Source organism: Cupriavidus sp. 10L43_2 (assembly GCF_056395265.1).
The window spans coordinates 19,397-43,242 of the sequence record NZ_JBFTJE010000015.1; the positions used below are offsets into that span (position 1 = coordinate 19,397).

The window sequence follows — 23,846 nt, forward strand, 5'->3', positions numbered from 1 at the left end:
CATCGACATGGTCCCGGCGACGCCCGCCTTGCTCCCGCGCCGCCCTTGCCCGCAGCGCCGCGGGCCCGCCGGCTTCACGCTGCTCGAACTGCTGGTGGTCATGGTGATCGCCGGCATCGTCATCTCCCTGGTGGCCGTCAATGCCTCGCCCAATGAGCGGGGCCGTGTGCTCGATGACGGCCAGCGCATCGCCCGCCTGTTCGAACTCGCCCAGGAAGACGCCCAACTGGGCGCCCGCCCGCTGGCCTGGGAGGGCGATGCCGGCGGCTGGCGCTTCCTGGAATCCACCCCGCAAGGCTGGGTGCCGATGCGCGCCGATGTTTTCGCGCCCGGCCACTGGCGGCTGGGGCTGGACAGCGTGATGATCGTCGAAGGCGGCCGGCGCGTGGGCACCGGCCCGCAGCGGCTGGTATTCGGCCGCGAACTGGTGGACGAGCCGCAGCGGCTGGTCCTCACGCGCGGCGACATCCGCGTGGACATCACCGGCGATGGCAGCGGTCGCTACCAGGCCACGGTGCCGCAATGAGCCGCCGCCCTGCCTCCCGATCGACCCTCCGCCAGCAATACCGATCCGGCTTCACGCTGATCGAGGTGCTGGTGGCGCTGACCATCCTCGCCGTGGCGCTCACGGCCGCCATGCGGGCGATGGGCTCGATGACCGAGTCGAGCGCCGCGCTGCAATCGCGCATGTTGGCCGAATTCAGCGCCGAGAACCATTTCGCCACGCTGCGGCTCTCCAAGACCTGGCCTGAACCCGGCACGCGCGGCTACGACTGCCCGCAGGGCGGCACCCCGCTCTGGTGCGAGGAATCGGTCTCGGGCACCCCCAATCCGTCGTTCCGGCGCGTGGAAATTGCCGTGTACCCGTCGGCCACCGACAAATCGGTCAGGCTGGCCTGGCTCGTCACTTTGGTTCCCAATGAAACGCGCGGCGTCCTCTGAGCGGCCCTCCCCCCGCAGCCGGCGTGGCGGCTTCACGCTGCTGGAGATGCTCGTCGCCATCACCCTGCTGGCCGTGATGGCCGTGATTGGCTGGCGCGCGCTGGATTCCCTGACGCGCAGCCGCGAACGCCTGACCGACCACGACGCACGCCTCGACGCCCTGAAGGTGCTCTACGGCCAGTTCCAGTCCGATTGCGAGCACCTGGCCAATCCCACCCAGCTCCAGGCCAGCCCCGTGGAACTCGGCGCCAACCAGCTGATGCTGGTGCGCGACCGCCGCGACGAAGGCCAGCCCACCGCCTGGCAGGTGGTGGTCTACCGTGTGGATAACAACACGCTGGTCCGTATGGCCAGCCGCCCCGCGCTCTCACGCAACGCGGTGCAGGGTGCGATGGTGAACCTGCGCCAGGGCGCGCCCGGCGGCGCCCAGGTGCGGCCACTGCTGCCCGATACGGCCGAACTGGCCGCGCGGGTCTGGGTGGAGCCGGCCGGCTGGCAGGCCGAGAACGGCCGGGTGCGGGCCGCGCTGATGCAGCAGAGCGCCATCGACAGCGCGGCGGCGCAGGCCGCAACCGCCGCCGGCACCGCAGCCGGCACCGCTGGCGCCAGCGACGCGGACGCCGGTCTCGCCAATATCAACGGCAACGCCACGCTGCGCGCGCTGGAGTTGACCGTGCTGGCAAAGATGGGCGATGGTGACGCGCCACGCCGGTTCCAGAAAGTCTGCATGACCGGCCTATGAACGCGCGCCCTGCCCTCMCTCGCCACCGTACCCACCAGCGCGGCGCCGCCGTGGTCACGGCCCTGCTGATGGTGACGCTTGCCGTGGTCATCGTCTCCGGCATGCTGTGGCGCCAACAGGTGCAGATCCGGTCGATCGAGAACCAGCGCCTGACCGCGCAGGCCGCGTGGATCGAGCGCGCGGCCGTGGACTGGGCGCGGCTGATCCTGCGCGACGACCAGCGCCGCTCCAACGTCGACTATCTCGGCGAGCCGTGGTCGGTGCCGGTGGCGGAGACGCGGCTGTCCGACTTCCTCGGCGCCGGGCTGCGCACGGACCAGGCCGGGGAGACCTCGTTCCTGTCTGGCCGCATCGTCGATGCCCAGGCGCGCTTCAACCTCAACAACCTCTATATCTGGAACGCCTCGGGCAGCGGGCGCGTGGTGGAGATCGACCTGCCCTCGCTGCTGGTTTACCGCCGCCTGCTTCAAACGCTCGGCATGAATCCGTCGCTGGCAGAGCCGACCGCGCAGTATCTGGTACGCGCGGCACGCGGGGCGTCGCCCGACGGCCAGCCCGTGCCGCGCCCGCCCGACACCGCCGCCGACCTGCTCGCCATTCCCGGCTACAACCCGGAGATGGTGGCCGCGCTGGACCCGTTCATCGCCTTCCTGCCCGAACGGACCAAGATCAATGCCAACACGGCCGAGCCCGAGGTACTGGCCGCCGCCATCGACAAGCTGCCGTTGGACCGCGCCCGCGAGCTGGTGCGCCAGCGCGACCGCGCCTACTTCCGCAATACGGGCGACATCAGCACGCAGCTGCGCGCCGTCGCGCCGCAGGCCGGCAGCACCGCCGGCGAAGCGCTTGAGGTAAGCACCCACTATTTCCTGGTGTATGGTCTGGTGCGGCACGAGCGCGCGCGGCGGCTGCAGGTGTCGTTGGTCCAGCGCGCGCCCACGCTCGGGAGCGGCAACACCACCCGTGTACTCTGGGTGCGCGACACCGACCGCCTGCCGGAGGCGCCCTGAGTCATGCGGGCACCCCCGGGTGCGGCATGCTCCATAAATGTCGGACAAACGTCGAGACCAGATTCAGACAGGACTGTATTGACGTGCTTTAGTCACACAGGCAAGGTACGCTGTTGCGCCGAACCCGGGCGGCCTGCCGCGCCGCCCCACCCCGACCGAGCGATTCCATTTAGGTAACCCTTGAGCACCACCCTCTACGTCCGCCTGCCGCAACGGCCGCACGACCAGCCGCAACCGTGGCAGTTTGGCGCCATGGCTTTTGCATTGGTCCGCACGCCGGTGGCGGACAAGAGCCGCCGCCCGGGCCTGCCCCACGCCCCCGAACTGTTGCGCGAAGGCCACGCATTGGCCGCCGACATGCCGGCGGCGGACCGCCTGGTGCTGATCGTGGCCGCCTCAGACGTGCTGCTGACCACGGCGATGGTGCCCCCGCTGCCGCCCGCGCGGCTGCGGCTGGCCCTGCCGAATCTGGTCGAGGACATGCTGGCGACGGACGCCGCCCCCTGCCATATCGCGCTCGGGCCGGCGCTGGACCCGACGGCGACCGCCCGTGGCGCGCGCCGCCGCCTGCTGATGGTGACGGACCGCGCCTGGATGCGCGCCGCGCTCGACAACTTTGCCGAACACAAGCACCGCCGCCGCCACGTGGTGGCCGCGCAGCTTTGCCTGCCGTTGCCGGAACCGGTCGAAGCGGTGCCGGCCGACGCCGAGGCGCCCGAGCCCGTGCTGGCTGGTGCCGGCGCTGCCCAACCGGCGCCTGCCGTGGCTGCATCGAAGCCCACCGCCCCAGTCCAGCCGGCCACGCTGATCGTGGAGGCGGCTGCCACGGCACTTTCGCAATCCGCCTCGTTGCTCGACGTCACGGCCACCGCCACGTCGGAAGCGACGCGCATGTGGCAGGTCACGGCCCGCACCGGCCAGTACGAGGGTTTCGGCCTGATGCTGGGCGATGCCGCGCTGGCGGCCTGGCAGGCGCTGGCTCCGGTCGGCCAATGGCATGGCGACGCAACGGCGCGCGCGCACGCCCCGGTGCCGGCACTCCACGCGCAGCCGCCGGTCGCCCGTGCCTCGCGGATTTCCGATGCCTGGCGCCTCTGGCTGGTTGGCGCCGAAGACTGCCTGCAGAATCCCCAGCTCGACCTCGCCCAGTTCGAATTCGCGCAGGGCCGCATGGATCGCTGGAACCTGCGCGCGTGGCGCCTGCCCGTGGCGCTGGCCATCGGCCTGCTGCTGGTGCAGATCATCGGCGTGAATATCCAGTGGCTGCTGCTGCGCAACGAGGCGAAGCGGGTCGAGGCCGCGCAGGCGGACCTGCTCCACACCGCCTTCCCCAATGTGCCGCAGATCGCCGAGCCGCCCTTGCTGATGCGCCGCCAGGTGGAACAGCTGCGCACGGCGAGCGGGCGTAGCGTGCCGGGCGATTTCCTGCCGCTGGCCGATGGCTTCGCGCGCGGCGCCCAGCAGTTGCCGCCCGATGCGCTGCTGGCGCTGGAATACCGCGCGGGCACGCTCTATGTGACGCTGAAACCCGGCACCAACACCGGCGCGCTGCGCAACGCGGTGCGCCAGACCGGCCTGCAGATGGAAGAAGACAAGAATCCGCCGGACGCCGCGCGCGGCGGCAGCTCGCCCCCGCAGGGCGCCACGCGCTGGACCGTGAAGGCCGCATCATGAAAATGTCGCGTCCCTCCGCCCGGCCCAGCGCCCTCTCCGCCCGCTTCGCGCGCCTGAAACCGCGTGTGCCGGAACGCTGGCGCGAACGCTTCGACGCCTTCTGGAACGCCCGCAACCCGCGCGAGCAGGCCATCCTCGGCGGCGGCGCCGTGTTGCTGGTCCTCGTCTTCGGCTACCTGCTGCTGTGGGAACCGGCCGCCGATGGCCGCGCCCGCCTGAATCGCAATCTGCCGCAGATGCGCGCGGACCTTGCCGAGATGGAAACGCTGGCGCACGAGGCACGCGGCCTGGCCGCCAGCCCGGCCCCCACGCTGCGCGGCGATGCCCTGACCCAGGCGCTGCAGGACAGCATGGGCCAGCATGGTCTGAAGCCGACCAGGCTGGCGCCGACCGGCGACAATGCCGTGCAGCTTCAACTCGATAAAGTACCGTTCGGCGCAGTGGCCGGCTGGCTCCAGGACGTACGCGCGCAGCAGCGGCTCAAGGTGGTCGATGCCCGTATCGCCTACGTGGGCGCGACGGCGCTGGTCAACGTGACCGCCACACTGCAAGGCCCCGGCTCGGGCGGCCGAAACTGATGGTCCGGCTGGAATCGCTGCGTCTGACGCGCCGGCGCGCGCCCGTGGCGCGTGGCTGGAAGCGCGTGCGCTGGGCGCTGCTGGGCGTCGCCACGGTAGCCGTGACGGTAGCGGCCTGCGCGCCCGCCGCATGGCTGGCCGAGAGCGTGGCCAGCCGCACGCAGCGCCGGGTACTGCTGGCCGACGCGGCCGGCACGATCTGGCACGGCAGCGCCACGCTGGCGCTCTCCGCCGGCGCGGGGAGCCAGACCGCGACGGTCCTGCCGGGCCGGCTCGAATGGAACGTGGCGGGCTGGCCGCTGTTGGTCGGGACGCTGCGCGTGGCGCTGGCGCACACCGAGGCCATGGCGGCCCCGGTGACGCTGGCTGTGACACCGACCGGCTGGACCGCGCAGGCCGGCGCCATCCGCCTGCCGGCCGCGCTGCTGGAAGGCATCGGCGCCCCGTTCAACACGTTGCGGCCGGACGGCCAGATGCGGATCGACTGGTCCGCGCTGCGCGGCCAGTTCGGCGACAAGAAGACCGGCAGCCAGACTTTCGGGCACCTGACGTTGCAGTTCGACCAGGTGTCCTCCGCCGTGAGCCGGCTACGTCCACTCGGCAGCTATCGCGCCGAAGTGGACCTGGCCGGCGTGGACGGCAAGCTGCAACTGAAGACCACGGCCGGACCGCTGTACCTGGAGGGCAGCGGCACCCTGGGCCGGCAGGCACGCTTCGAGGGCACGGCCCGTACCGACCCCGACGCCGCCACGCAACTGGCAGGGCTGTTGAGCCTGCTGGGTAGACATGAGAACAACGTGACACGGCTGCGCTTCTGAGCCACCACTAGCCCTTGACCGAGCGCAGCACGCCTAGAACCATGATGACAACGCACGCACACCACCGCTTTCTCCGTACCGCCTGCGCCCGCGCCACCGCGCTGCTGTGCGGCCTGTCCCTGCTGGCCCCTGCCCCGCTGTGGGCCCAGGGCCAGGGCCAGCCGCCGCAGCCCAACGACATCACGCCGCGCACGCAGAACCGTGACCAGGTGGTGCTGAACTTCGTCAACGCCGACCTCGACTCGGTGGTCAAGGCGGTAGGCCAGGCCACGGGCAAGAACTTCGTCATCGATCCGCGTGTGAAGGGCACGGTGAATCTGGTGACGGAGCAGCCGGTGTCGCGCGCGCAGGCACTGGAGACGCTGGGCTCGGTGCTGCGCATGCAGGGCTATGCGATGGTGGAGAGCAACGGCTTCACCAAGGTGGTGCCCGAGGCCGACGCCAAGCTGCAGGGCTCGCCCACCGTGATCGGCGCCGGCTCGAGCCGGGGTGATCAGGTCGTCACGCAGGTGTTCCGGCTCAACTACGAGTCCGCCAACAACCTTGTGCCGGTGCTGCGCCCGATGATCGCACCGAACAACACGATCACCGCCTACCCGGCCAACAACACGCTGGTCATTACCGACTACGCAGACAACCTGCGCCGGCTGGCCCGCATCATCGCCGCCGTGGATGCGCCGGCGTCGGGCGAAGTCGAACTGATTCCGCTGAAGAACGCCATCGCCAGCGACGCCGCCGTGGTCCTGCAACGGCTGCTCGACCCGTCGGCCTCCGGCGGCGCCGGCGGCGGCGCGGCCCCCGGGGGCGATGCCAGCCTGCGCACCTCGGTCGTGGCCGAGCCACGCACCAACTCGCTGATGATCCGCGCCTCCAGCCGCGCGCGCGTGCAGCAGGCGCGCCAGCTGATCGAGAAGCTCGACCAGCCCTACGCCCGCCCCGGCAATATCTGGGTGGTGCCGCTCAAGAACGCCGATGCGGTGAAGCTGGCGGCCACGCTGCGCGCCATCGTCGCCGCCGACACCAGCTTCGCCAGCTCCACGCAGCAGGGCGGGGCGGCCGGCGCGGGCGCCAACACCGCCACGTCCGGCGCGTTCCAGAACCAGGCGTCAACGCAGAGCGGCCAGTACGGCGGCGGCTCGTCCAGCAGCGGCGGCTATGGCCGCTCGGGCTCGTCGGGCGGTTCGGGCTTCGGCGGCAGCGGCTCGAATGCCTTCTCGTCGTCGTTCGCGGTCAACCAGCAGCCGACCACCGGCGGCACGATCCAGGCCGACCCGACCACCAACGCGCTGATCATCACCGCCAGCGAGCCGGTCTACCGCAACCTGCGCGCCGTGATCGACGACCTCGACGCGCGCCGCGCGCAGGTCTACATCGAGTCGATGATCGTGGAAGTGACCGCCACGCAGGCCAGCGAACTGGGCATCCAGTGGCAGGGCCTGATCAACTCGGGTGGCAACGCCATCGGCTTCGCCGGCACGAACTTCGGCTCGGGCGGCAAGAACATCATCAACCTGACCGGCGCCATCGCGGCCATCAACAACGACAGCACGGCGGGCATCGCGGCCGCCACGCAGCTGGTGCCGGACATCGGCGGCCTGAACCTGGGCGTGGTCAACAAGGCCATCGGCCTCGGCGCGCTGCTGCGCGCCCTCGGCAGCAACGACAGCGTGAACCTGCTCTCCACGCCGAACCTGATCACGCTGGAGAACGAGGAAGCCAAGATCCTGATCGGCCAGAACATTCCGATCACGACCGGCTCCTACGCCCAGACCGGCAGCTCGGCCTCGGTCACGCCGTTCCAGACCTTCGACCGCAAGGACGTCGGCATCACGCTGCGCGTGCGGCCGCAGATCACGGACGGCGGGCTGGTGAAGATGCAGATCTACCAGGAGTCCTCGTCGGTGGTGGCCAACACGATCAACGCCACGCAGGGCCCGACCACCAACGTGCGCTCGATCGAGACCAACGTGCTGGTGGATGACGGCCAGATCATCGTGCTGGGCGGCCTGATCGAGGACAGCTACGGCGACGGCGTGCAGAAGGTGCCGCTGCTGGGCGACATTCCCTACCTCGGCGCCCTGTTCCGCTACGAGAACAAGAACCGCAAGAAGACCAACCTGCTGGTGTTCCTGCGCCCGTACATCATGCGCACGGCACAGGCCACCGACCGCCTGACGCAGGACCGCTACGAGTACATCCGCGGCCAGCAGCAGGGCTTCGTCTCGCCTAACATGTTCGTACGCGACAAGGACACCCCAGTGCTGCCGCCGGCGGACGCGCCGGGCGCGCCGTTCGTCGATCCGCGTTACAACGGGCCGGTGCAGAGCCCGCTGCCGCTGGACCCGACCCTGCCTGCCGCGCCGTCGCCGGCCCCGCAGGCAGCGCCGCGCCCGATCTCCAAGGGCTCGCAAGCCACCGATACGCCACGCGCCGGTTAAAGGCTAACCATGGCCACCGAAACTATCGACAACACCGCCCTGCCGGCACCGTCGGCACCGGCACCTGCACCACTCGAGCCGCCCTCGCCGATGGCGGCGCGGCTGGTCTCGTACTCGTTTTCGCGCGAAGCGCCGCTGCTGATCGCCCACCAGCGCCCCGATGGCGTGGAGGTCTGGGTCAGCCGCGCCACGGCGCCACAGGCGCTGGCCGAGGTGGCCCGCGTGCACGGCGCGCTGCAACTGCGCGTGCTGGAGCCGGACGCGCTGATCGCGGCGATCTCCGATGCCTACAACCGCCAGGACGGCAGCGCCGCCCAGGTGGTGGGCGAGGTGGAGGGCGAAGTCGACCTGTCGCGGCTGATGCAGGACATTCCCGCCGTGGAAGACCTGCTCGAGTCCGAGGACGACGCGCCGATCATCCGCATGATCAACGCCCTGCTGACCCAGGCCGCGCGCGAGCAGGCCTCGGATATCCATATCGAGCCGTTCGAGTCGTCGTCCGTGGTGCGTTTCCGGGTGGATGGCACGCTGCGCGACGTGGTGCGGCCCAAGAAGGCGCTGCACGGCGCGCTGATCTCGCGGATCAAGATCATGGCGCAGCTCGACATCGCCGAGAAACGCCTGCCGCAGGACGGCCGCATCACGCTGCGCGTGGGCGGCCGGCCGGTGGATGTGCGCGTCTCCACGCTGCCCACCGGCCACGGCGAGCGCGCGGTGCTGCGTCTGCTCGACAAGGAAGCCGGCCGGCTGGACCTCGCCAAGCTTGGCATGGCGCCCAATACGCTGGGCGGCTTCGATCACCTCGTGCGCCAGCCGCACGGCATCGTGCTGGTGACCGGGCCGACCGGTTCCGGCAAGACCACCACGCTGTACGCGGCACTGTCGCGGCTCGACGCGCGCACCACCAACATCATGACGGTGGAAGACCCGATCGAGTACGACCTGGACGGCATCGGCCAGACCCAGGTCAATCCCCGCATCGACATGACATTCGGCAAGGCCCTGCGCGCGATCCTGCGGCAGGACCCGGACGTGGTGATGATCGGCGAAATCCGTGACCTGGAGACGGCGCAGATCGCCGTGCAGGCCTCGCTGACCGGCCACCTGGTGCTGGCCACGCTGCACACCAACGACTCGGCCTCGGCCGTGACGCGTCTGGTCGATATGGGGATCGAGCCGTTCCTGCTGTCGTCGTCGCTGCTCGGCGTGCTGGCGCAGCGGTTGGTACGCCGGCTGTGCCCGCACTGCAAGCGCGAGGAAGTGATCGAAGTGACACCCGCCGAAGCCGAGATCCTGCACGCGCAGGGCAAGCCGCTCCAGCGCGTGTGGCACGCCGTGGGCTGCGACAAGTGCGGCCATTCGGGCTACCAGGGCCGGATGGGCGTCTATGAACTGCTGACCGTGGATGCCGACATCCAGACCATGATCCACCGCCAGCAGCCCGAATCCGAGATCAAGCAGGTGGGGCTGGCCAAGGGCATGCACACCATGCGGGCCGATGCCCAGCGCTGGATCGACAGCGGCGCCACGTCGCTCGAAGAAGTGCTGCGCGTGACGCGCGAATAGCCGGGAGCCGCACCGCATGCCCGCCTATCGCTACGAAGCCGCCGACGCCACCGGCCGCGCCGACCGCGGCGTCATCGAGGCCGACAGCCCCAAGCAGGCGCGCACGCAACTGCGCGCGCGCGGGCTGACGCCGATCACCGTCGATCCGCTGGCCGGCGCCGGGCTGGCGCCGCGCACCGGCAGCAGCGTCCTGGTGCGCCGGCTCTCCACGCAGGAGCAGGCGCTGTTCACGCGCCAGCTCGCCAGCCTGATCGTCTCCGGCCTGCCGCTCGACGAGGCGCTGGGCGCGCTGGCCGATCAGGCCGAGCGCCAGTACCTGCACGAACTGCTGGCCGGCATCCGCGCCGAGGTGATGGGCGGCAGCTCGCTCTCCGTGGCGCTGGCCCAGCATCCGAAAGACTTCCCCGATATCTACCGCGCGCTGGTCTCGGCCGGCGAGCACTCCGGCCACCTCGGCGTGGTGCTGGAACGGCTGGCGACCTATATCGAGACGCGCAACCAGCTCACCTCGAAGATCCGGCTGGCCTTCACCTACCCGGCCATCGTCACGGTGGTGGCATTCGCCATCGTGATCTTCCTGCTGTCGTACGTGGTGCCGCAGGTGGTGAGCGTGTTCGCCAACACCAAGCAGAAGTTGCCGACGCTGACCATCGTCATGCTGGCGCTGTCGGATTTCGTACGGAACTGGTGGTGGGCGGCGCTGGCCGTGATCGCGGTGGCCACGCTGGTCATCCGCAGCGTGCTRCGCCAGCCGGACGTCCGCCTGGCCTGGCACCGCTGGCTGCTGACCGCCCCGCTGTTGGGCAAGCTGATCCGGGGCTACAACACGGCGCGCTTCGCCAGCACGCTGGCCATCCTGGTCTCTGCCGGCGTGCCGATCCTGCGCAGCCTGCAGGCCGCCGGCGAAACGCTGACCAACCTCGCGCTGAAAACCAACGTCGACGACGCCACCACCCGCGTGCGCGAAGGCGCCTCGCTGGCCCGCGCGCTGGCCGCGCAGAACCAGTTCCCGCCGGTGCTGGTCCACCTGATCCGCTCCGGCGAAGCCACCGGCAACCTGCCGATCATGCTGGAACGCGCCGCCATCGGCGAAAGCCAGGAACTGGAACGCCGCACGCTGTTCCTGACCAGCCTGCTGGAACCGCTGCTGATTCTGACGATGGGCGTGGTGGTGCTGCTGATCGTGCTGGCGGTGCTGATGCCGATTATCGAGATCAATCAGCTGGTGCGCTGAGTTTCGAACTCGTACGATGGTCGCGGCAAGGCCCCAGGCGTAGCCTCCTTCGTGCTCTCACGGTTGAGAGACTTCGGTGGAGAACGACCATGCTCGAATGCACCTTTGAACTGAATGGCAAGGCAAGGAGTGCGCTGCGCTGCGGCGCTCTGGCTTTTCCAGCGTTTTCAGGCCTGGCGACGCACGTAAATCGCCCGGAATTCATGTGCACCTTGGACTCGGGGCCAATTCCACGCGGCACCTATTTCATTATTGACAGGCAATCGGGAGGCCTGCTTGGTCCGATCAGGGATGCTTGGAGCGGGAAAGACGACTGGTTTGCCCTGTACGCAATAGACCGCAAGATCGACGACTACATCTACTGCAACGCCGTGAAGCGGGGAAACTTCCGGCTTCATCCCAAGGGCGACCTCGGAATCAGCAAAGGCTGCATCACGATAGACAATCCAATGGATTTCTACCGGCTGCGGGGGCTGCTGAAGGGACAGAAGCTAAGTCCCATTCCGGGAACCAAACATTTGGCATATGGAAAGGTGGTCGTCAAATGACAAGGTTCGCGCGCTATCTTCTACTGATACTTTGGGTGCTCATCGCGACTTTGGGCGTGACTTACCTCTGGATCCACGAGCTTGGGCGCTATGTCCATTTGCCCGATACCTTTTGGGTATGGGTATTCGCCCATACGCCTGGGTTCTGGGACGGTGAATCGGCTTACGATCTCGCCATTTTGATTTACCTCGGCATCTCGTTCGTGGTGGTCGCTATCGGGACGTGGGCGGCTTGCCGCCTTGCACGGTTCCGGTCCCTGCGTCGATCCAACACATCACTGCGCCGACATTAGACGGCCGGTAAGCGCTCATCGTGCTGGCGGTGCTGATGCCGATTATCGAGATCAATCAGCTGGTGCGCTGAGTTTCGAACTCGTACGATGTTCGCGCCAAAGCCTGAGGCGTAGCCTCCTTCGTGCTCTCACGGTTGAGAGACTTCGATGGAGAACGACCATGCTCGAATGCACCTTTGAACTGAATGGCAAGGCAATGAGTGCGCTGCGCTGCGGCGCTCTGGCTTTTCCAGCGTTTTCTGGCCTGGATCACCATAAGAATCGACCCGAATTTTCCTGCTATGCAAGTACAGGTCCGATTCCCCGCGGAACCTACTACGTCGTTGATCGGCAATCCGGAGGCATGCTCGGGTCGATCAGAGATTCGCTTCGGAACAAGAACGAATGGTTCGCTCTCTATGCTGTTGACGGCAAGATAGATGACGAAGCCTTCTGCAACGCCATACGGCGCGGCGAATTCCGCCTCCATCCGAAGGGCGGCCAAGGCATCAGCAAAGGGTGCATTACCGTCGAGAGCCACATGGGCTACCACCACCTACGCTCGCTCCTCAAAGCCCAGCGACAACACCCCGTGCCGGGGACGACGCTCTCAAGGCGTATGGCAGGGTGATCGTCAGATGAAGACCTTGGCTCGGTGGCTATTGTTGGCCGTGTGGACGGTTTTTGCCACGCTCGCGCTAACCTTCGTTTGGCTGCGTTGGCTTGCGGCCATCTTCCCATTCCCGGAGTCGTTCTGGTTCTGGATATTCACCCATGTCCCGGGATTCTGGGACGGCGAAGCTGGCGACGATCTGGAACTCCTGGTCCACCTCGCCTTGTCATTCGTGGCGGTGGTGATCGGAACCTGGCTGGCGCGCAGGTGGATGCTGGACCGGCGTGGGCGAGCGGCCCGGCTTCGTTAAGCCGGCCGCCCTCCCCTCACTACCTTACTCCGCTGCCTTCTTCACCGCCTTCTTGGCCGGCGCGCGCTTGCGCGGGGCGGCTTTCTTTGCGGGAGCTTTCTTGTCGGCGGACTTCGGGGCTTCCTCGGCGGGGGCCGGGGCGGGCTCGGTGGGTTCCTCGACAACCTGGGCGGACAGCACCGTCGTGCCCGGGGCGGCGAAGACTGACTGGTCGATTGGCCACGGGGTGTCGCTCAGGGCGACTTCGGGGCGCTTGGCGCGCTTGCCGCGTGACGAGGCCGGGGGTTCCACGGCTTCCGGGATCAGGGTCGAGGCGGAGCCGGCCGGTTCGTCCTCGGAGGCCGCCGAGAAGACCGGGGCCGGCTCGGGGATGGCGTCGATTTCGACCACTGGCGCGGGCGTTTCCACCGGCGGCACAGCCTGGGCCACCGTGGTGGCCGGCAGCGGTGGCGGCGACGGGCGGCGCTCCTGCTGGTTCGACTGGTTTTGCTGCGGGCGCTGCTGCTGGCCGGACTGGCCGGACTGACCCGACTGTTGCCCAGACTGCTGGCCCGATTGCTGGCCACCCTGTTGCCCACCCTGTTGCCCACCCTGTTGCCCACCCTGTTGCCCACCCTGCTGGCCCGACTGCTGCCCCGGCTGGCCGCCCTCCCCCTTGGCGCGCTTCTTCAGCCGCACCCAGATGGTCTTGTTGTTCCCGCCGTTGCGCGTTTCCACCTCGAACAGGTTGGTCGATGCCACGAGTTCGGACAGCTTGCCGTACCCATAGTTACGCGAGTCGAATTCCGGCGCCTGCTTGGCGATGTGGTTGCCCATGCCGCCCAGCGTCGACCAGCCGTCTTCGTCCGACACCGCCTGCGCGGCGCTTTGCAGCAGGCGCACCAGCCGCGAGTCCTGCCGCAGCTCCTGGGTGTTGCGGCGGCGTGCCGGGGCCACGGCGCCTTCGGCTTCCACGTCGGTATCGGTGTCCGTGCGCAGCACATCGGAATAGATGAACTTGTCGCAGGCTGTCACGAACGGCTTGGGCGTCTTGCGCTCGCCGAAGCCGTAGACGATCAGCCCCTGCTCGCGGATGCGCGACGCCAGCCGCGTGAAGTCGCTGTCACTGGAGACGATGCAGAACCCGTCGAAGCGGCCCGTGTAGAGCAGGTCCATCGCGTCGATGATCATCGCGCTGTCCGTGGCGTTCTTGCCCACGGTGTAGCGGAACTGCTGGATCGGCTGGATCGAGTGCGACAGCAGCCGCTCCTTCCATCCGGCCAGGTTGGGCTTGGTCCAGTCGCCGTAGATCCGCTTCACGGCGGCCACGCCGTACTTGGCCACTTCGGCCAGCAGGCCTTCCACGATGGCGGGCGCCGCGTTGTCGGCGTCGATCAGCACAGCCAGGGTCGCGCCCTGGCGAGGGGAATTTGTCATGTGTCGATAGGGGGTTGCGGTGCAGCCGGCGCCGCCCGGAGCGGGCGGTCGGGGCCGCCTGGATGCAACGCAGTGTACACGCTGAAAGCCCGTGCCTACGGGAAATCACGGGGGTAGCTGGCCCGGTTTATGCTGCATAGCAAGGTACCGCGCGCGCAACGCGGGTGCTACCATGCCGCGCAGAGACACGGCCTTCCCACGCCTCCACAAGAGGCCCCGGAAGGTTGCCCACAACTGATGTGTCGGTGATCCCGACAGCATGCCCATAGAGGAGCACTTATGAATGCCCCCCTGACCCCGCCGGTCAGCGACGCCATTCGTCGCGCGCTAGAGAACGTTTCCCTCGAAGACAAGTACACGCTGGAACGCGGCCGCATCTATATCAGCGGCACGCAGGCGTTGGTACGGCTGCCGATGCTGCAGCAGGAACGGGATCGCGCCGCGGGTCTGAACACTGCCGGTTTCATCTCCGGCTATCGCGGGTCGCCGCTCGGCGCGCTCGACCAGTCGCTCTGGAAAGCCAAGAAGCATCTTGCAGCGCACAACGTCGTCTTCCAGGCTGGCCTGAACGAAGATCTCGCCGCCACCTCGGTCTGGGGCTCCCAGCAGGTCAACATGTATCCGGATGCCAAGTTCGATGGCGTATTCGGCATGTGGTACGGCAAGGGCCCGGGCGTGGACCGCACCGGCGACGTCTTCAAGCACGCCAACTCCGCCGGCTCCAGCCAGCACGGCGGCGTGCTGGTGCTGGCCGGCGACGACCATTCGGCCAAGTCCTCCACGCTGGCGCACCAGTCCGAGCACATCTTCAAGGCCTGCGGCCTGCCCGTGCTCTACCCGTCCAACGTCCAGGAATACCTCGACTACGGCCTGCACGGCTGGGCGATGAGCCGCTACTCCGGCCTCTGGGTGGCCATGAAGTGCGTGACCGACGTGGTGGAATCGTCGGCCTCGGTCGAACTCGATCCGCACCGCGTGGAGATCGTGCTGCCCGATGACTTCATCCTGCCGCAGGGCGGCCTGAACATCCGCTGGCCCGATCCGCCGCTGGAACAGGAAGCGCGCCTGCTCGACTACAAGTGGTACGCCGGCCTGGCCTATGTGCGGGCCAACAAGATCGACCGGATCGAGATCGACTCGCCGCACGCGCGTTTCGGCATCATGACCGCCGGCAAGGCCTACCTCGACACCCGCCAGGCGCTGTCCGACCTCGGCCTCGATAACGAGACCTGCGCGCGCCTGGGCATCCGCCTCTACAAGGTGGGCTGCGTATGGCCGCTGGAGGCGCACGGCGCGCGCAAGTTCGCCGAGGGGCTGCAGGAGATCCTCGTCGTCGAGGAAAAGCGCCAGATCATGGAATACGCGCTCAAGGAGGAGCTGTACAACTGGCGCGACGACGTGCGCCCCAAGGTGTACGGCAAGTTCGACGAGCGCGACAACGCGGGCGGCGAATGGTCGATCCCGCAGAACAACTGGCTGCTGCCGGCCCACTACGAGCTGTCGCCGGCGATCATCGCCAAGGCCATCGCCACGCGGCTGGAAAAGTTCGACCTGCCGTCCGATGTGCGCGCCCGCATCGCCGCCCGTCTGGCGGTCATCGAGGCCAAGGAGCGCGCGCTGGCCACGCCGCGCGTGACCGCCGAGCGCAAACCGTGGTTCTGCTCCGGTTGTCCGCACAATACGTCAACCAACGTGCCCGAGGGTTCGCGCGCGCTGGCCGGCATCGGCTGCCACTACATGACCGTGTGGATGGACCGCAGCACCAGCACCTTCAGCCAGATGGGCGGCGAAGGCGTGGCCTGGATCGGCCAGGCGCCGTTCGCGGGCGACAAGCACGTGTTCGCCAACCTCGGCGACGGCACCTACTTCCACTCGGGGCTGCTGGCCATCCGCGCGTCGATCGCGGCGGGGGTCAACATCACCTACAAGATCCTCTACAACGACGCCGTGGCGATGACCGGCGGCCAGCCCGTCGACGGCGAGCTCTCGGTGCGCGACATCGCCTACCAGGTCTCCGCCGAAGGCGCGAAGCAGATCGTCATCGTCACGGACGAGCCCGAGAAGTACAACGGCGCGATCAAGCTGCCCGAGGGGCTCACCGTCCATCATCGGGACGAGCTGGATCGCATCCAGCGTGAACTCCGCGAAGTGCCGGGCTGCACCATCCTGATCTACGACCAAACCTGCGCCACCGAGAAGCGTCGGCGCCGCAAGCGCGGCACCTTCCCCGATCCGGCCCGCCGCGCCTTCATCAACGACGCGGTGTGCGAAGGCTGCGGCGACTGCTCGGTCAAGTCGAACTGCCTGTCGGTGGAGCCGCTCGAGACCGAGCTGGGCACCAAACGCCAGATCAACCAGTCGTCGTGCAACAAGGACTTCTCGTGCCTGAACGGCTTCTGCCCGTCCTTCGTGACGGCCGAAGGCGCGCAGGTGCGCAAGCCCCGGGAGCGGGGATTGTCGATGGACAGCCTGCCGGTGCTGCCCCAGCCGACGCTGCCATCGCTCGACCACCCGTTCGGCGTGCTGGTCACGGGCGTGGGCGGCACCGGCGTGGTGACGATTGGCGGCCTGCTCGGCATGGCCGCGCACCTCGAGAACAAGGGCGTGACGGTGCTGGACATGGCCGGGCTGGCGCAGAAAGGCGGCGCGGTGCTGTCCCACGTGCAGATTGCCGCCAAGCCCGATGACCTCCATGCCACGCGCATCGCCATGGGCGAGGCGGATCTGGTCATCGGCTGCGATGCCATCGTCTCGGCCAACGACGAAGTGATCTCGAAGACGCAGGCGGGCCGCACCCGCGCGGTGGTCAACACCGCGCAGACGCCGACCGCCGACTTCATCAAGAATCCGAAGTGGCAGTTCCCGGGCCTGTCGGCGGAGCAGGACATCCGCACCGCCGTGGGCGAGCAGTGCGAGTTCATCAACGCCAGCGCGCTGGCCGTGGCGCTGATCGGCGATGCCATCTACACCAACCCGCTGGTGCTCGGCTTTGCCTGGCAGAAGGGCTGGATTCCGCTGACGCTGGAGGCGCTGGAGCGCGCCATCGAACTGAACGGCGTGTCGGTGGACAAGAACAAGGCCGCGTTCGACTGGGGCCGCCACATGGCGCACGACCCGGCGCAGGTGCTGGGGCTGACCGGCAAGCTCAAGCCGGCCATGGACGGGGCGGACGTGGTGAAGCTGCCGACGTCTTCGGGCGCGCTGCTGGAGAAGCTGATCGCGAGCCGCGTGGACCTGCTGACCCAGTACCAGAACGCCGCCTATGCCGCCGAGTACCGCGACGCCGTGCAACGCGTGCGCGCGGCCGAAACGGCCATGGTGGGCGCCGGCAAGCCGCTGCCGCTGACCGAGGCCGCCGCGCGCAATCTGGCCAAGCTGATGGCGTACAAGGACGAGTACGAAGTGGCGCGGCTCTACACCGACCCGGTGTTCCTCGACAAACTGCGCGCCCAGTTCGAAGGCGAGCCCGGCCGCGACTACCAGCTCAACTTCTGGCTCGCGCCGCCGCTGATGGCCAAGCGCGACGACAAGGGGCATCTGGTCAAGCGCCGCTTCGGCCCGTCCACGATGACGCTGTTCCGCCTGCTGGCCAAGCTGAAGGGGCTGCGCGGTGGTGCGCTCGATATCTTCGGCAAGACCGAGGAACGGCGCACCGAGCGCGCGCTGATCGGCGAATACCGGGCGCTGCTGGACACACTGGCGCAAGGCTTGTCCGCCGCGAACCACGACACCGCGATTGCGCTGGCGAACCTGCCGGACGATATCCGCGGTTTCGGGCACGTGAAGGAGAACAATCTCAACGCGGTGCGCGGCCGGTGGGCCAAGCTGCTGGCGCAGTTCAAGCATCCGGAGGCGGGGCAGCAAGCCGCCTGATCGCGCGGAGGTAAGCAGGGGCAGGTGTCGGCAATCGCTGGCACCTGCCCTTTTTTTCGTCTATCAATGTTCAAGTGAATCTTGGCGACTTGCGTATCGCCACCGCAACAGCGTCACGGCGCTGACACGGTCAGCCGGAACAATCCGCATTGCCGCCGCCCAGCCGGGCATCACGCGGCACTTTTCGCAGTTCCAATCGCCGTTTCCACCTTCAAAGCGAGGTTCGCATGCCGTCCACTACGCTGGTGTTTCGACGTTTCATTCGCGCATGTTCCGGGCTGTTGCTCGCGGCCGTGTTCTCGCCGGCGTTCGCGGGCTACTGGACCGGCGTGTCCCGCAGCCTGCCCGTCTCGCCGCTCGGCAACACGGTCGCGCTGTCCTGCCATAACTGCTACGGCGCCAGCAATGCCGCCACGACCACGCAAGTGTCGATGGCGCTGAACCGGGGGCTCGACCTCGTGGAGTTCGACCTGACCCTGCACGCCGATGGCCAGGTCTATGTCGAGCACAGCGACTCGGAGTCCGCCGTGGGCACCTTCGCCAGCGCGCTGGCCAATACCGCGCTGCAGCAGAGCGACCGCATGCTGTTCCTCGAAATCAAGGAGGGCTACTCGACGGCCGCCGCCAGCGACACGCTGATGCTCGGCGTGCTACGCACGATCCGCGACTGGGGCTACGCCACGGCGGGCCGGCCGGTCATGCTGCGCGCGTTTATGGACGGCAATAACCGCCACCAGCATCTGGTGCGCGCCCAGGCGCTGCTGGCACAGTCGGAATTCGCGAGCATCCGCGACCATGTGCGCTTCCATGCCCTGATCGAGAGCGATATCCGCAACCGCATGCGCACGGCCAAGAGCCTGGGCTTCCAGGGCGTGGAACTCGAATACCGGATGGCGAGCCTGTTCGGCGCGATCGATCAGGCCAAGCTGCTCGGCCTCGGCGTGGGCGTCTACACCACGCCGGCCAGCCTGGGCGAGCTGTACCTGTCGGCGCTGCGCGAGGACGTGGATTTCATCACCTCGGACTACGACCGGGGCGCCACGCCGCTGGCTACCTCGGCGCGGGCGCTGATCACCGAAGCCACGTCGCTGGTGCACATGAACACGCTGACGCAGACCGCCTACCCGCTGACTTACAAGCGCACCGGCCCGACGAACTACGCGGTGGCCCAGAGCGGCACCACGCCGACGCTGGAAGTGCTGTCGGTCACGTCCGATGAGGACCGCGTGGGCGGCAGCATGGTGTTTGCCGGCGCGCAGTCGGTCACGACCTGGCAGGCCGACAACGACACCAACGGCGGCTTCCTGGTCAGCGCGGTGGTCAACTTCGACGACCTGACCTCGGGCGCCACCGCCGCGATCCTTGCCAAGAGCGACGCGGGCGGCTTCGCGCTGGAGCAGGCGGGCACGCTGCTGCGCTTCGGCGTCTACGTCAACGGCGGCTACCAGTACGCCACCGTGCCGCTGTCCTCGCTCAATGGCACGGATTCTTACTTCATCGTCGGCGCCTATGACGGCGACGGCGCGGTGCGGCTCTGGGTCAACAACGTCGAGCGCACCCCGTCGGTCTCGGTGACGGGCGGCGTGGGCCTGAACACCAGCCCGATCGTGATCGGCGCCGACCCGCAGGGCGCCACGGACCGCCGCTACTTCTTCAAGGGCAAGGTCCAGCAGGTGATGGTGCAGCGCTGGCGCAACCACTGATCGCGCCCGGGCCCCGCCTCGCGCGGGGCCAGTTTTGTCGGGCTACTTGATGCCGGCGTTCATGAACGACTGCATGAACTGGCGCTGGAACAGCAGGAAGGCGACCAGCAGCGGGCCAATCGACAGCAGCGTGCCGGCGGACAGCACGCCCCAGTCCACACCGGTCTCGGGCGCCGCGAACAGCGCCATGCCCACGGTCACCGGCCGGCTTGCCTCGGTGTTGGTAATCACCAGCGGCCACAGGAAGTTGTTCCAGTGATAGCTGATGGACACCAGCGCATAGGCCAGGTAGGTGGGCCGGGCCAGCGGCACGTAGACCTTGAGCAGGATCGCCAGCCGGCCCAGGCCCTCGATGCGCGCCGCGTCCTCCAGCTCCTGCGGCACCATCATGAAGGTCTGGCGCAGCAGGAAGATGCCGAACGCGCTACCGATGTAGGGCAGCGCCACGCCGAGGTAGTGATCCACCTGCCCGAGCCGCGCCACACTGACGTAGTTTTCGGTAATCAGCACCTCCGGCATCACCATCAGCTGGAGCATGACGATGGCGAACACCAGCCCCCGGCCCGGGAAGCGCAGCCGCGCCAGCGCATAGCCAGCCAGCGTGCACACCAGCAGCTGGAGCACCAGCAGCAGCGTGACGATGCAGAACGTGTTGACGAGGTAACGCGCGAACGGCGCCACGCGCCACGCGGCGGGGAAGTTGCCGAAGCCCCAGCGGGTGTCGAAGGACAGGCGCAGCGCATCGCCATCGGGGTGGAAGGCTGCCCAGAACATCAGCAGCAACGGGGCGATCCACAGCAGGCCGGCCAGCCAGCCGGCCACGGGAAGCAACAACCGGGGAGGAGCGATCGTCATCGGTAATGGACCCGCTTGCGGGAGAACCAGAACTGGAGCGCCGAGCACAGGGCCAGCAGCGCCAGCAGCACCAGCGTCAGCGCCGAGGCGTACGAGATGTCCTGGAACTTGAACGCCACTTCATAGAGGTAGTAGAGCAGCAGCGTGCTGGCGTTGTTCGGGCCGCCGCGCGTGAGCACGAACAGGTGATCGACCAGCTTGAACGCGTTGATCAGCGCGTTGACGACCACGAACAGCGTGGTCGGCGCCAGCAGCGGCAGGGTGACCCGCCGTAGCCGGTACCAGGCGGACGGCGCCTCGATGCGCGCCGCGTCGCGCTGTTCGGGTGAGATCGACTGAAGCGCGGCGAGGTAGAAGATCATGAAGAAGCCCGCCTCCTTCCAGATGGTGATGACCATCAGCGCGGGCAGCACGGTCTCCACATCGCCCAGCCAGTTGCGGCCGGCGATGCCGGCGGCGCCGAGCAACTGGTTGAAGAGGCCGATGTCGGGCGCGTAGAAGAACAGCCAGACGTTGGCGGCGGCCACCATCGGCAGGATGGTCGGGGTGAAGAAGGCCAGCCGCAGCAGGCCGCGGCCCGCGAAGCGCTCGTTGACCCAGAGCGCCATCGCCAGCGCCAGCATTACCGAGACCGGCACCGTGACCAGCGCGTACCAGAAGTTGTTGCGCAGCGCCTGCAGGAACACCGGGTCGTCCAGCAGCGCGGCGAACTGGTCCGCGCCGCTGAACATCGGAGCGACGCCGGGCGCCTGCGTGTGCAGGCTCTCCCAGACGCTGCCCGCGATGGGCCAGTAGGTGAACGCCGCCAGCAGCACCAGCGCCGGCAGCAACATCAGCCACGCATGGACGGCCGGCCTGGAGACGAAGGATCGGGAAGTCATGGCGTGGCCGATGTCGTTCACGGTGGGCCCGCCGCGTCAGCGCTGGTAAGGCTTCAGGATGCGGTCAGCCTGCGCCTGGGCGCCGGCCAGCGCGGCCTTCGGCTCCTGCTGGCCGGTGATGGCCGACTGGAGCGAGTCCTCGAGCACCTTGCGCACGCGGCCCGCCTGGTGCGTCGACAGTTCCGCCGTCGCCACCTGGAGCTGGTCACGCGCGACCAGCGTCTGCGGCACCTTGGCCGCGTAGCTCTTGAGCGTCGGCGTCTCGTAGCTGGCCGGGCTCACGCCCATGTAGCCGGTGGCCACGCTCCATTCGGCCGAACGTTCCGGCGCCGTCAGGAATCGCACCAGACGGTAGGCGGCCTTCTGCTCGGCTTCGCTGCCGCTCTTGAACAGGTAGAAGTTGCCGCCGCCGGTGGGCGAGCCACCCGTCGGGTTGCCCGGCAGCGGGGCCACGCCCACGTCGAACTTGGCATCCTTGAGCACGGCGGTCAGGTTGCCCRTGGAGTGCCACATCATCGCCGTCTTGCCCTCGACAAAGTTTTGGCGCAGCGTGCCCCATTCGATCAGGCCCTTCGGGCTCAGGCCGTCCTTGGCCAGCGAGGTCCAGTACTGGAGCGCTTCCACCGTCTTGGGCGTGTCGAAGGTGGTGTGCGAGCCGGCGGCGTTCATCAGCGTGGCGCCGTTCTGCTTGGCCAGCGCGCCGAACATCCAGTAGGCGTAGCCCGTCGACGGAATCATCACGCCCCAGCGCGACGTGGCGCCACCGTCCTGCTTCACCAGCTTGGCAGCAGCCTCGCGCATCTCGGTCCAGGTACGCGGCGGCTTGTTCGGATCCAGGCCGGCCTGCTTGAAGGCGTCCTTGTTGTAGAACATGACGATGGTCGAGCGCTGGAACGGGATGCCCCAGGTCTTGCCGTCGGCGCGGCCGTTGTCCATCAGGCCCGGGTAGAAGCTCTGGAGCCACGCCTTGTCTTCCGGCGTGGTGGCGAAGTCATCGAACGGGCGAATCACGTTCTGGTCCTTCAGCTCGAACAGGTCGATCGAGAACAGCACCGAGGTCTGCACCGGCGTGCCGGCCTTGAGGGCGGCCAGCGCCTTGGTGCGGGCGTCGTCGTAGTTGCCGGCGTAGATGGCGTTGACCTTGACGTCCGGGTTGGCCTGCTGGAACTGGTCGACCAGCTTGTCTACCACCTGCGTCAGCGGGCCGCCGACCGAGACCGGGTAGTACATGGTCACCTGCGTCTGTGCCGCCGCGCCGAGCGCGGCCATCGAGAGAACGGCGCCCAGCGCGAGGGCGAGGCCACGGGATTTGAACGACATGAAGGCTCCTGGTGAAAGACGAATCAAAACATCGGGAAAGTCATGGGGATGGAGGGAGGCCCCTCACGCGGCAAACCGGTGGGCGCGTGCGGCCGGCCATTCCAGCGCCAGCCGGCTGCCGGTCTGCAGCGCAAGCCGGCCCGGATGGCGCACCAGCACGGGCTGCTCGTAGACCTGCACCTCGATCAGCGTGTCTGCGCCGTGATATTCGCTGCGCGCGACGACGCCATCGTGAATATCCGTGCCGGCGGTGCCCGTCGCCGCCAGCGCGATGTGTTCGGGACGAATGCCCACCAGCCCGTCCAGCCCCGGCACGCGCAACAGGTTCATCGGCGGCTGGCCGATAAAGCGGGCGACGACCGGCGTGGCTGGCTGCTCGTAGAGCTGTTCGGGCGTGCCGACCTGGGCGATCTCGCCCTGATGCATCAGCACGATGCGGTCGGCCATGCTCATGGCTTCCACCTGGTCGTGGGTGACGTAGATCACCGTCAGCCCGAGCGCGCGCTGAAGCTTGCGCAGCTCGGCGCGCATCTCGGCACGTAGCTGGGCGTCGAGGTTGCTGAGCGGCTCGTCCATCAGACAGACCGGATGATGCGAGACGATGGCGCGTGCCAGCGCCACGCGCTGCCGCTGCCCGCCCGAGAGTTCACCCGGCTTGCGCGCGAGGAGCTTGTCCAGCCCGAGCATGTCGGCGGCCTGCTTGAGCCGCGCCGCCTGCTCCTCGCGCGGCAGCTTGCGCGCGCGCAGGCCGAAGACGATGTTCTCGCCCACGCTCAAGTGCGGAAACAGCGCGTACGACTGGAACACCATGCTCAGGTGGCGCGCGGCGGGGTCCACGTCGGTCACGTCCGCGCCATCGAACCAGATCCGCCCGCCGCTCGGCCGGTCCAATCCGGCAATCAGCCGCAGCAGCGTGGTCTTGCCGCAGCCCGAGGCGCCGAGCAGCGCGATGAACTCGCCACGCGCCACGTCGAGGTCGATGCCGCGGAGCACGTGTTGCTCGCCGAAGCGCTGCTGCAGGTTGTCGAGTCGCAGGTAGGCCATGGGTTCTTA

At 68.1% G+C, this 23,846-nt stretch carries 20 protein-coding genes; 15 read left to right on the forward strand and 5 right to left on the reverse strand.

Translation table 11 applies throughout. From position 1 onward, the window contains the following. Window positions 1-7: 7 nt before the first annotated feature. From AC1DEL_RS19720 to AC1DEL_RS19780, 13 genes are all read left to right on the forward strand, one after another. Entirely contained in the window at window positions 8-526 is a 519-nt protein-coding gene (locus AC1DEL_RS19720; protein WP_477126153.1) for a prepilin-type N-terminal cleavage/methylation domain-containing protein, read from the forward strand. Further along, complete coding sequence (gene gspI, locus AC1DEL_RS19725) at window positions 523-942, forward strand: type II secretion system minor pseudopilin GspI (protein ID WP_092300051.1); 420 nt, start codon at window positions 523-525, stop codon at window positions 940-942. Before AC1DEL_RS19720 ends, gspI begins: the two co-directional genes overlap by 4 nt. Continuing rightward, window positions 920-1,684, forward strand: a complete 765-nt coding sequence (locus AC1DEL_RS19730; protein ID WP_477110512.1) for a PulJ/GspJ family protein — start codon at window positions 920-922, stop codon at window positions 1,682-1,684. The genes gspI and AC1DEL_RS19730 overlap by 23 nt, the downstream gene beginning before the upstream one ends. Then, window positions 1,681-2,694, forward strand: coding sequence for a type II secretion system minor pseudopilin GspK (gene gspK, locus AC1DEL_RS19735; RefSeq protein ID WP_477159158.1), 1,014 nt, complete (start codon window positions 1,681-1,683; stop codon window positions 2,692-2,694). Before AC1DEL_RS19730 ends, gspK begins: the two co-directional genes overlap by 4 nt. 180 nt (window positions 2,695-2,874) lie before the next feature. After that, complete coding sequence (gspL, locus tag AC1DEL_RS19740) at window positions 2,875-4,368, forward strand: type II secretion system protein GspL (protein ID WP_477105926.1); 1,494 nt, start codon at window positions 2,875-2,877, stop codon at window positions 4,366-4,368. Next, entirely contained in the window at window positions 4,365-4,946 is a 582-nt protein-coding gene (locus AC1DEL_RS19745; RefSeq protein WP_092300063.1) for a type II secretion system protein M, read from the forward strand. Before gspL ends, AC1DEL_RS19745 begins: the two co-directional genes overlap by 4 nt. Beyond that, a complete protein-coding gene (locus tag AC1DEL_RS19750) occupies window positions 4,946-5,764 on the forward strand; it encodes a type II secretion system protein N (RefSeq protein WP_441593809.1) in 819 nt (272 codons plus the stop codon). Before AC1DEL_RS19745 ends, AC1DEL_RS19750 begins: the two co-directional genes overlap by 1 nt. A 44-nt stretch (window positions 5,765-5,808) precedes the next feature. Further along, window positions 5,809-8,202, forward strand: a complete 2,394-nt coding sequence (gspD, locus tag AC1DEL_RS19755) for a type II secretion system secretin GspD (protein ID WP_454757481.1) — start codon at window positions 5,809-5,811, stop codon at window positions 8,200-8,202. Between the two features lie 9 nt (window positions 8,203-8,211). Beyond that, entirely contained in the window at window positions 8,212-9,768 is a 1,557-nt protein-coding gene (gene gspE, locus AC1DEL_RS19760) for a type II secretion system ATPase GspE (RefSeq protein WP_255370960.1), read from the forward strand. Window positions 9,769-9,784: 16 nt separating this feature from the next. Next, window positions 9,785-11,002, forward strand: coding sequence for a type II secretion system inner membrane protein GspF (gspF, locus tag AC1DEL_RS19765; protein WP_092300069.1), 1,218 nt, complete (start codon window positions 9,785-9,787; stop codon window positions 11,000-11,002). 89 nt (window positions 11,003-11,091) lie between these two features. Further along, a complete protein-coding gene (locus AC1DEL_RS19770; protein ID WP_477126155.1) occupies window positions 11,092-11,550 on the forward strand; it encodes a DUF2778 domain-containing protein in 459 nt (152 codons plus the stop codon). A gap of 453 nt (window positions 11,551-12,003) precedes the next feature. After that, window positions 12,004-12,453 carry a DUF2778 domain-containing protein gene (locus tag AC1DEL_RS19775; RefSeq protein ID WP_441593542.1) on the forward strand — a complete coding sequence of 150 codons (450 nt, stop codon included), beginning with the start codon at window positions 12,004-12,006 and terminating at the stop codon, window positions 12,451-12,453. Between the two features lie 7 nt (window positions 12,454-12,460). Beyond that, window positions 12,461-12,745 (forward strand): hypothetical protein, encoded by a 285-nt coding sequence (locus AC1DEL_RS19780; RefSeq protein ID WP_092300085.1) that lies wholly within the window; start codon window positions 12,461-12,463, stop codon window positions 12,743-12,745. A gap of 24 nt (window positions 12,746-12,769) precedes the next feature. On the opposite strand, the gene AC1DEL_RS19785 is transcribed toward AC1DEL_RS19780, so the two are convergent. Next, window positions 12,770-14,161, reverse strand: coding sequence for an NYN domain-containing protein (locus AC1DEL_RS19785; RefSeq protein ID WP_477126156.1), 1,392 nt, complete (start codon window positions 14,159-14,161; stop codon window positions 12,770-12,772). Between the two features lie 279 nt (window positions 14,162-14,440). Between AC1DEL_RS19785 and AC1DEL_RS19790 the strand changes: the two genes are divergently transcribed. Together AC1DEL_RS19790 and AC1DEL_RS19795 are read left to right on the forward strand one after the other, a co-directional pair. After that, a complete protein-coding gene (locus tag AC1DEL_RS19790) occupies window positions 14,441-18,034 on the forward strand; it encodes an indolepyruvate ferredoxin oxidoreductase family protein (protein WP_477105921.1) in 3,594 nt (1,197 codons plus the stop codon). A 227-nt stretch (window positions 18,035-18,261) separates the two neighbouring features. After that, window positions 18,262-19,737, forward strand: coding sequence for a LamG-like jellyroll fold domain-containing protein (locus AC1DEL_RS19795; RefSeq protein ID WP_454757397.1), 1,476 nt, complete (start codon window positions 18,262-18,264; stop codon window positions 19,735-19,737). A gap of 42 nt (window positions 19,738-19,779) precedes the next feature. Here the strand turns inward: AC1DEL_RS19795 and AC1DEL_RS19800 are convergent, their stop codons facing one another. From AC1DEL_RS19800 to AC1DEL_RS19815, 4 genes are all read right to left on the reverse strand, one after another. After that, on the reverse strand, window positions 19,780-20,592 hold the full coding sequence (locus tag AC1DEL_RS19800; RefSeq protein ID WP_092300097.1) for a carbohydrate ABC transporter permease: 813 nt from the start codon (window positions 20,590-20,592) through the stop codon (window positions 19,780-19,782). Continuing rightward, window positions 20,589-21,473, reverse strand: coding sequence for a carbohydrate ABC transporter permease (locus AC1DEL_RS19805; RefSeq protein WP_092300402.1), 885 nt, complete (start codon window positions 21,471-21,473; stop codon window positions 20,589-20,591). Before AC1DEL_RS19805 ends, AC1DEL_RS19800 begins: the two co-directional genes overlap by 4 nt. A gap of 36 nt (window positions 21,474-21,509) precedes the next feature. After that, window positions 21,510-22,793 carry an ABC transporter substrate-binding protein gene (locus AC1DEL_RS19810; protein WP_477159159.1) on the reverse strand — a complete coding sequence of 428 codons (1,284 nt, stop codon included), beginning with the start codon at window positions 22,791-22,793 and terminating at the stop codon, window positions 21,510-21,512. A gap of 63 nt (window positions 22,794-22,856) precedes the next feature. After that, a complete protein-coding gene (locus AC1DEL_RS19815; protein ID WP_092300103.1) occupies window positions 22,857-23,837 on the reverse strand; it encodes an ABC transporter ATP-binding protein in 981 nt (326 codons plus the stop codon). Window positions 23,838-23,846 lie beyond the last annotated feature (9 nt).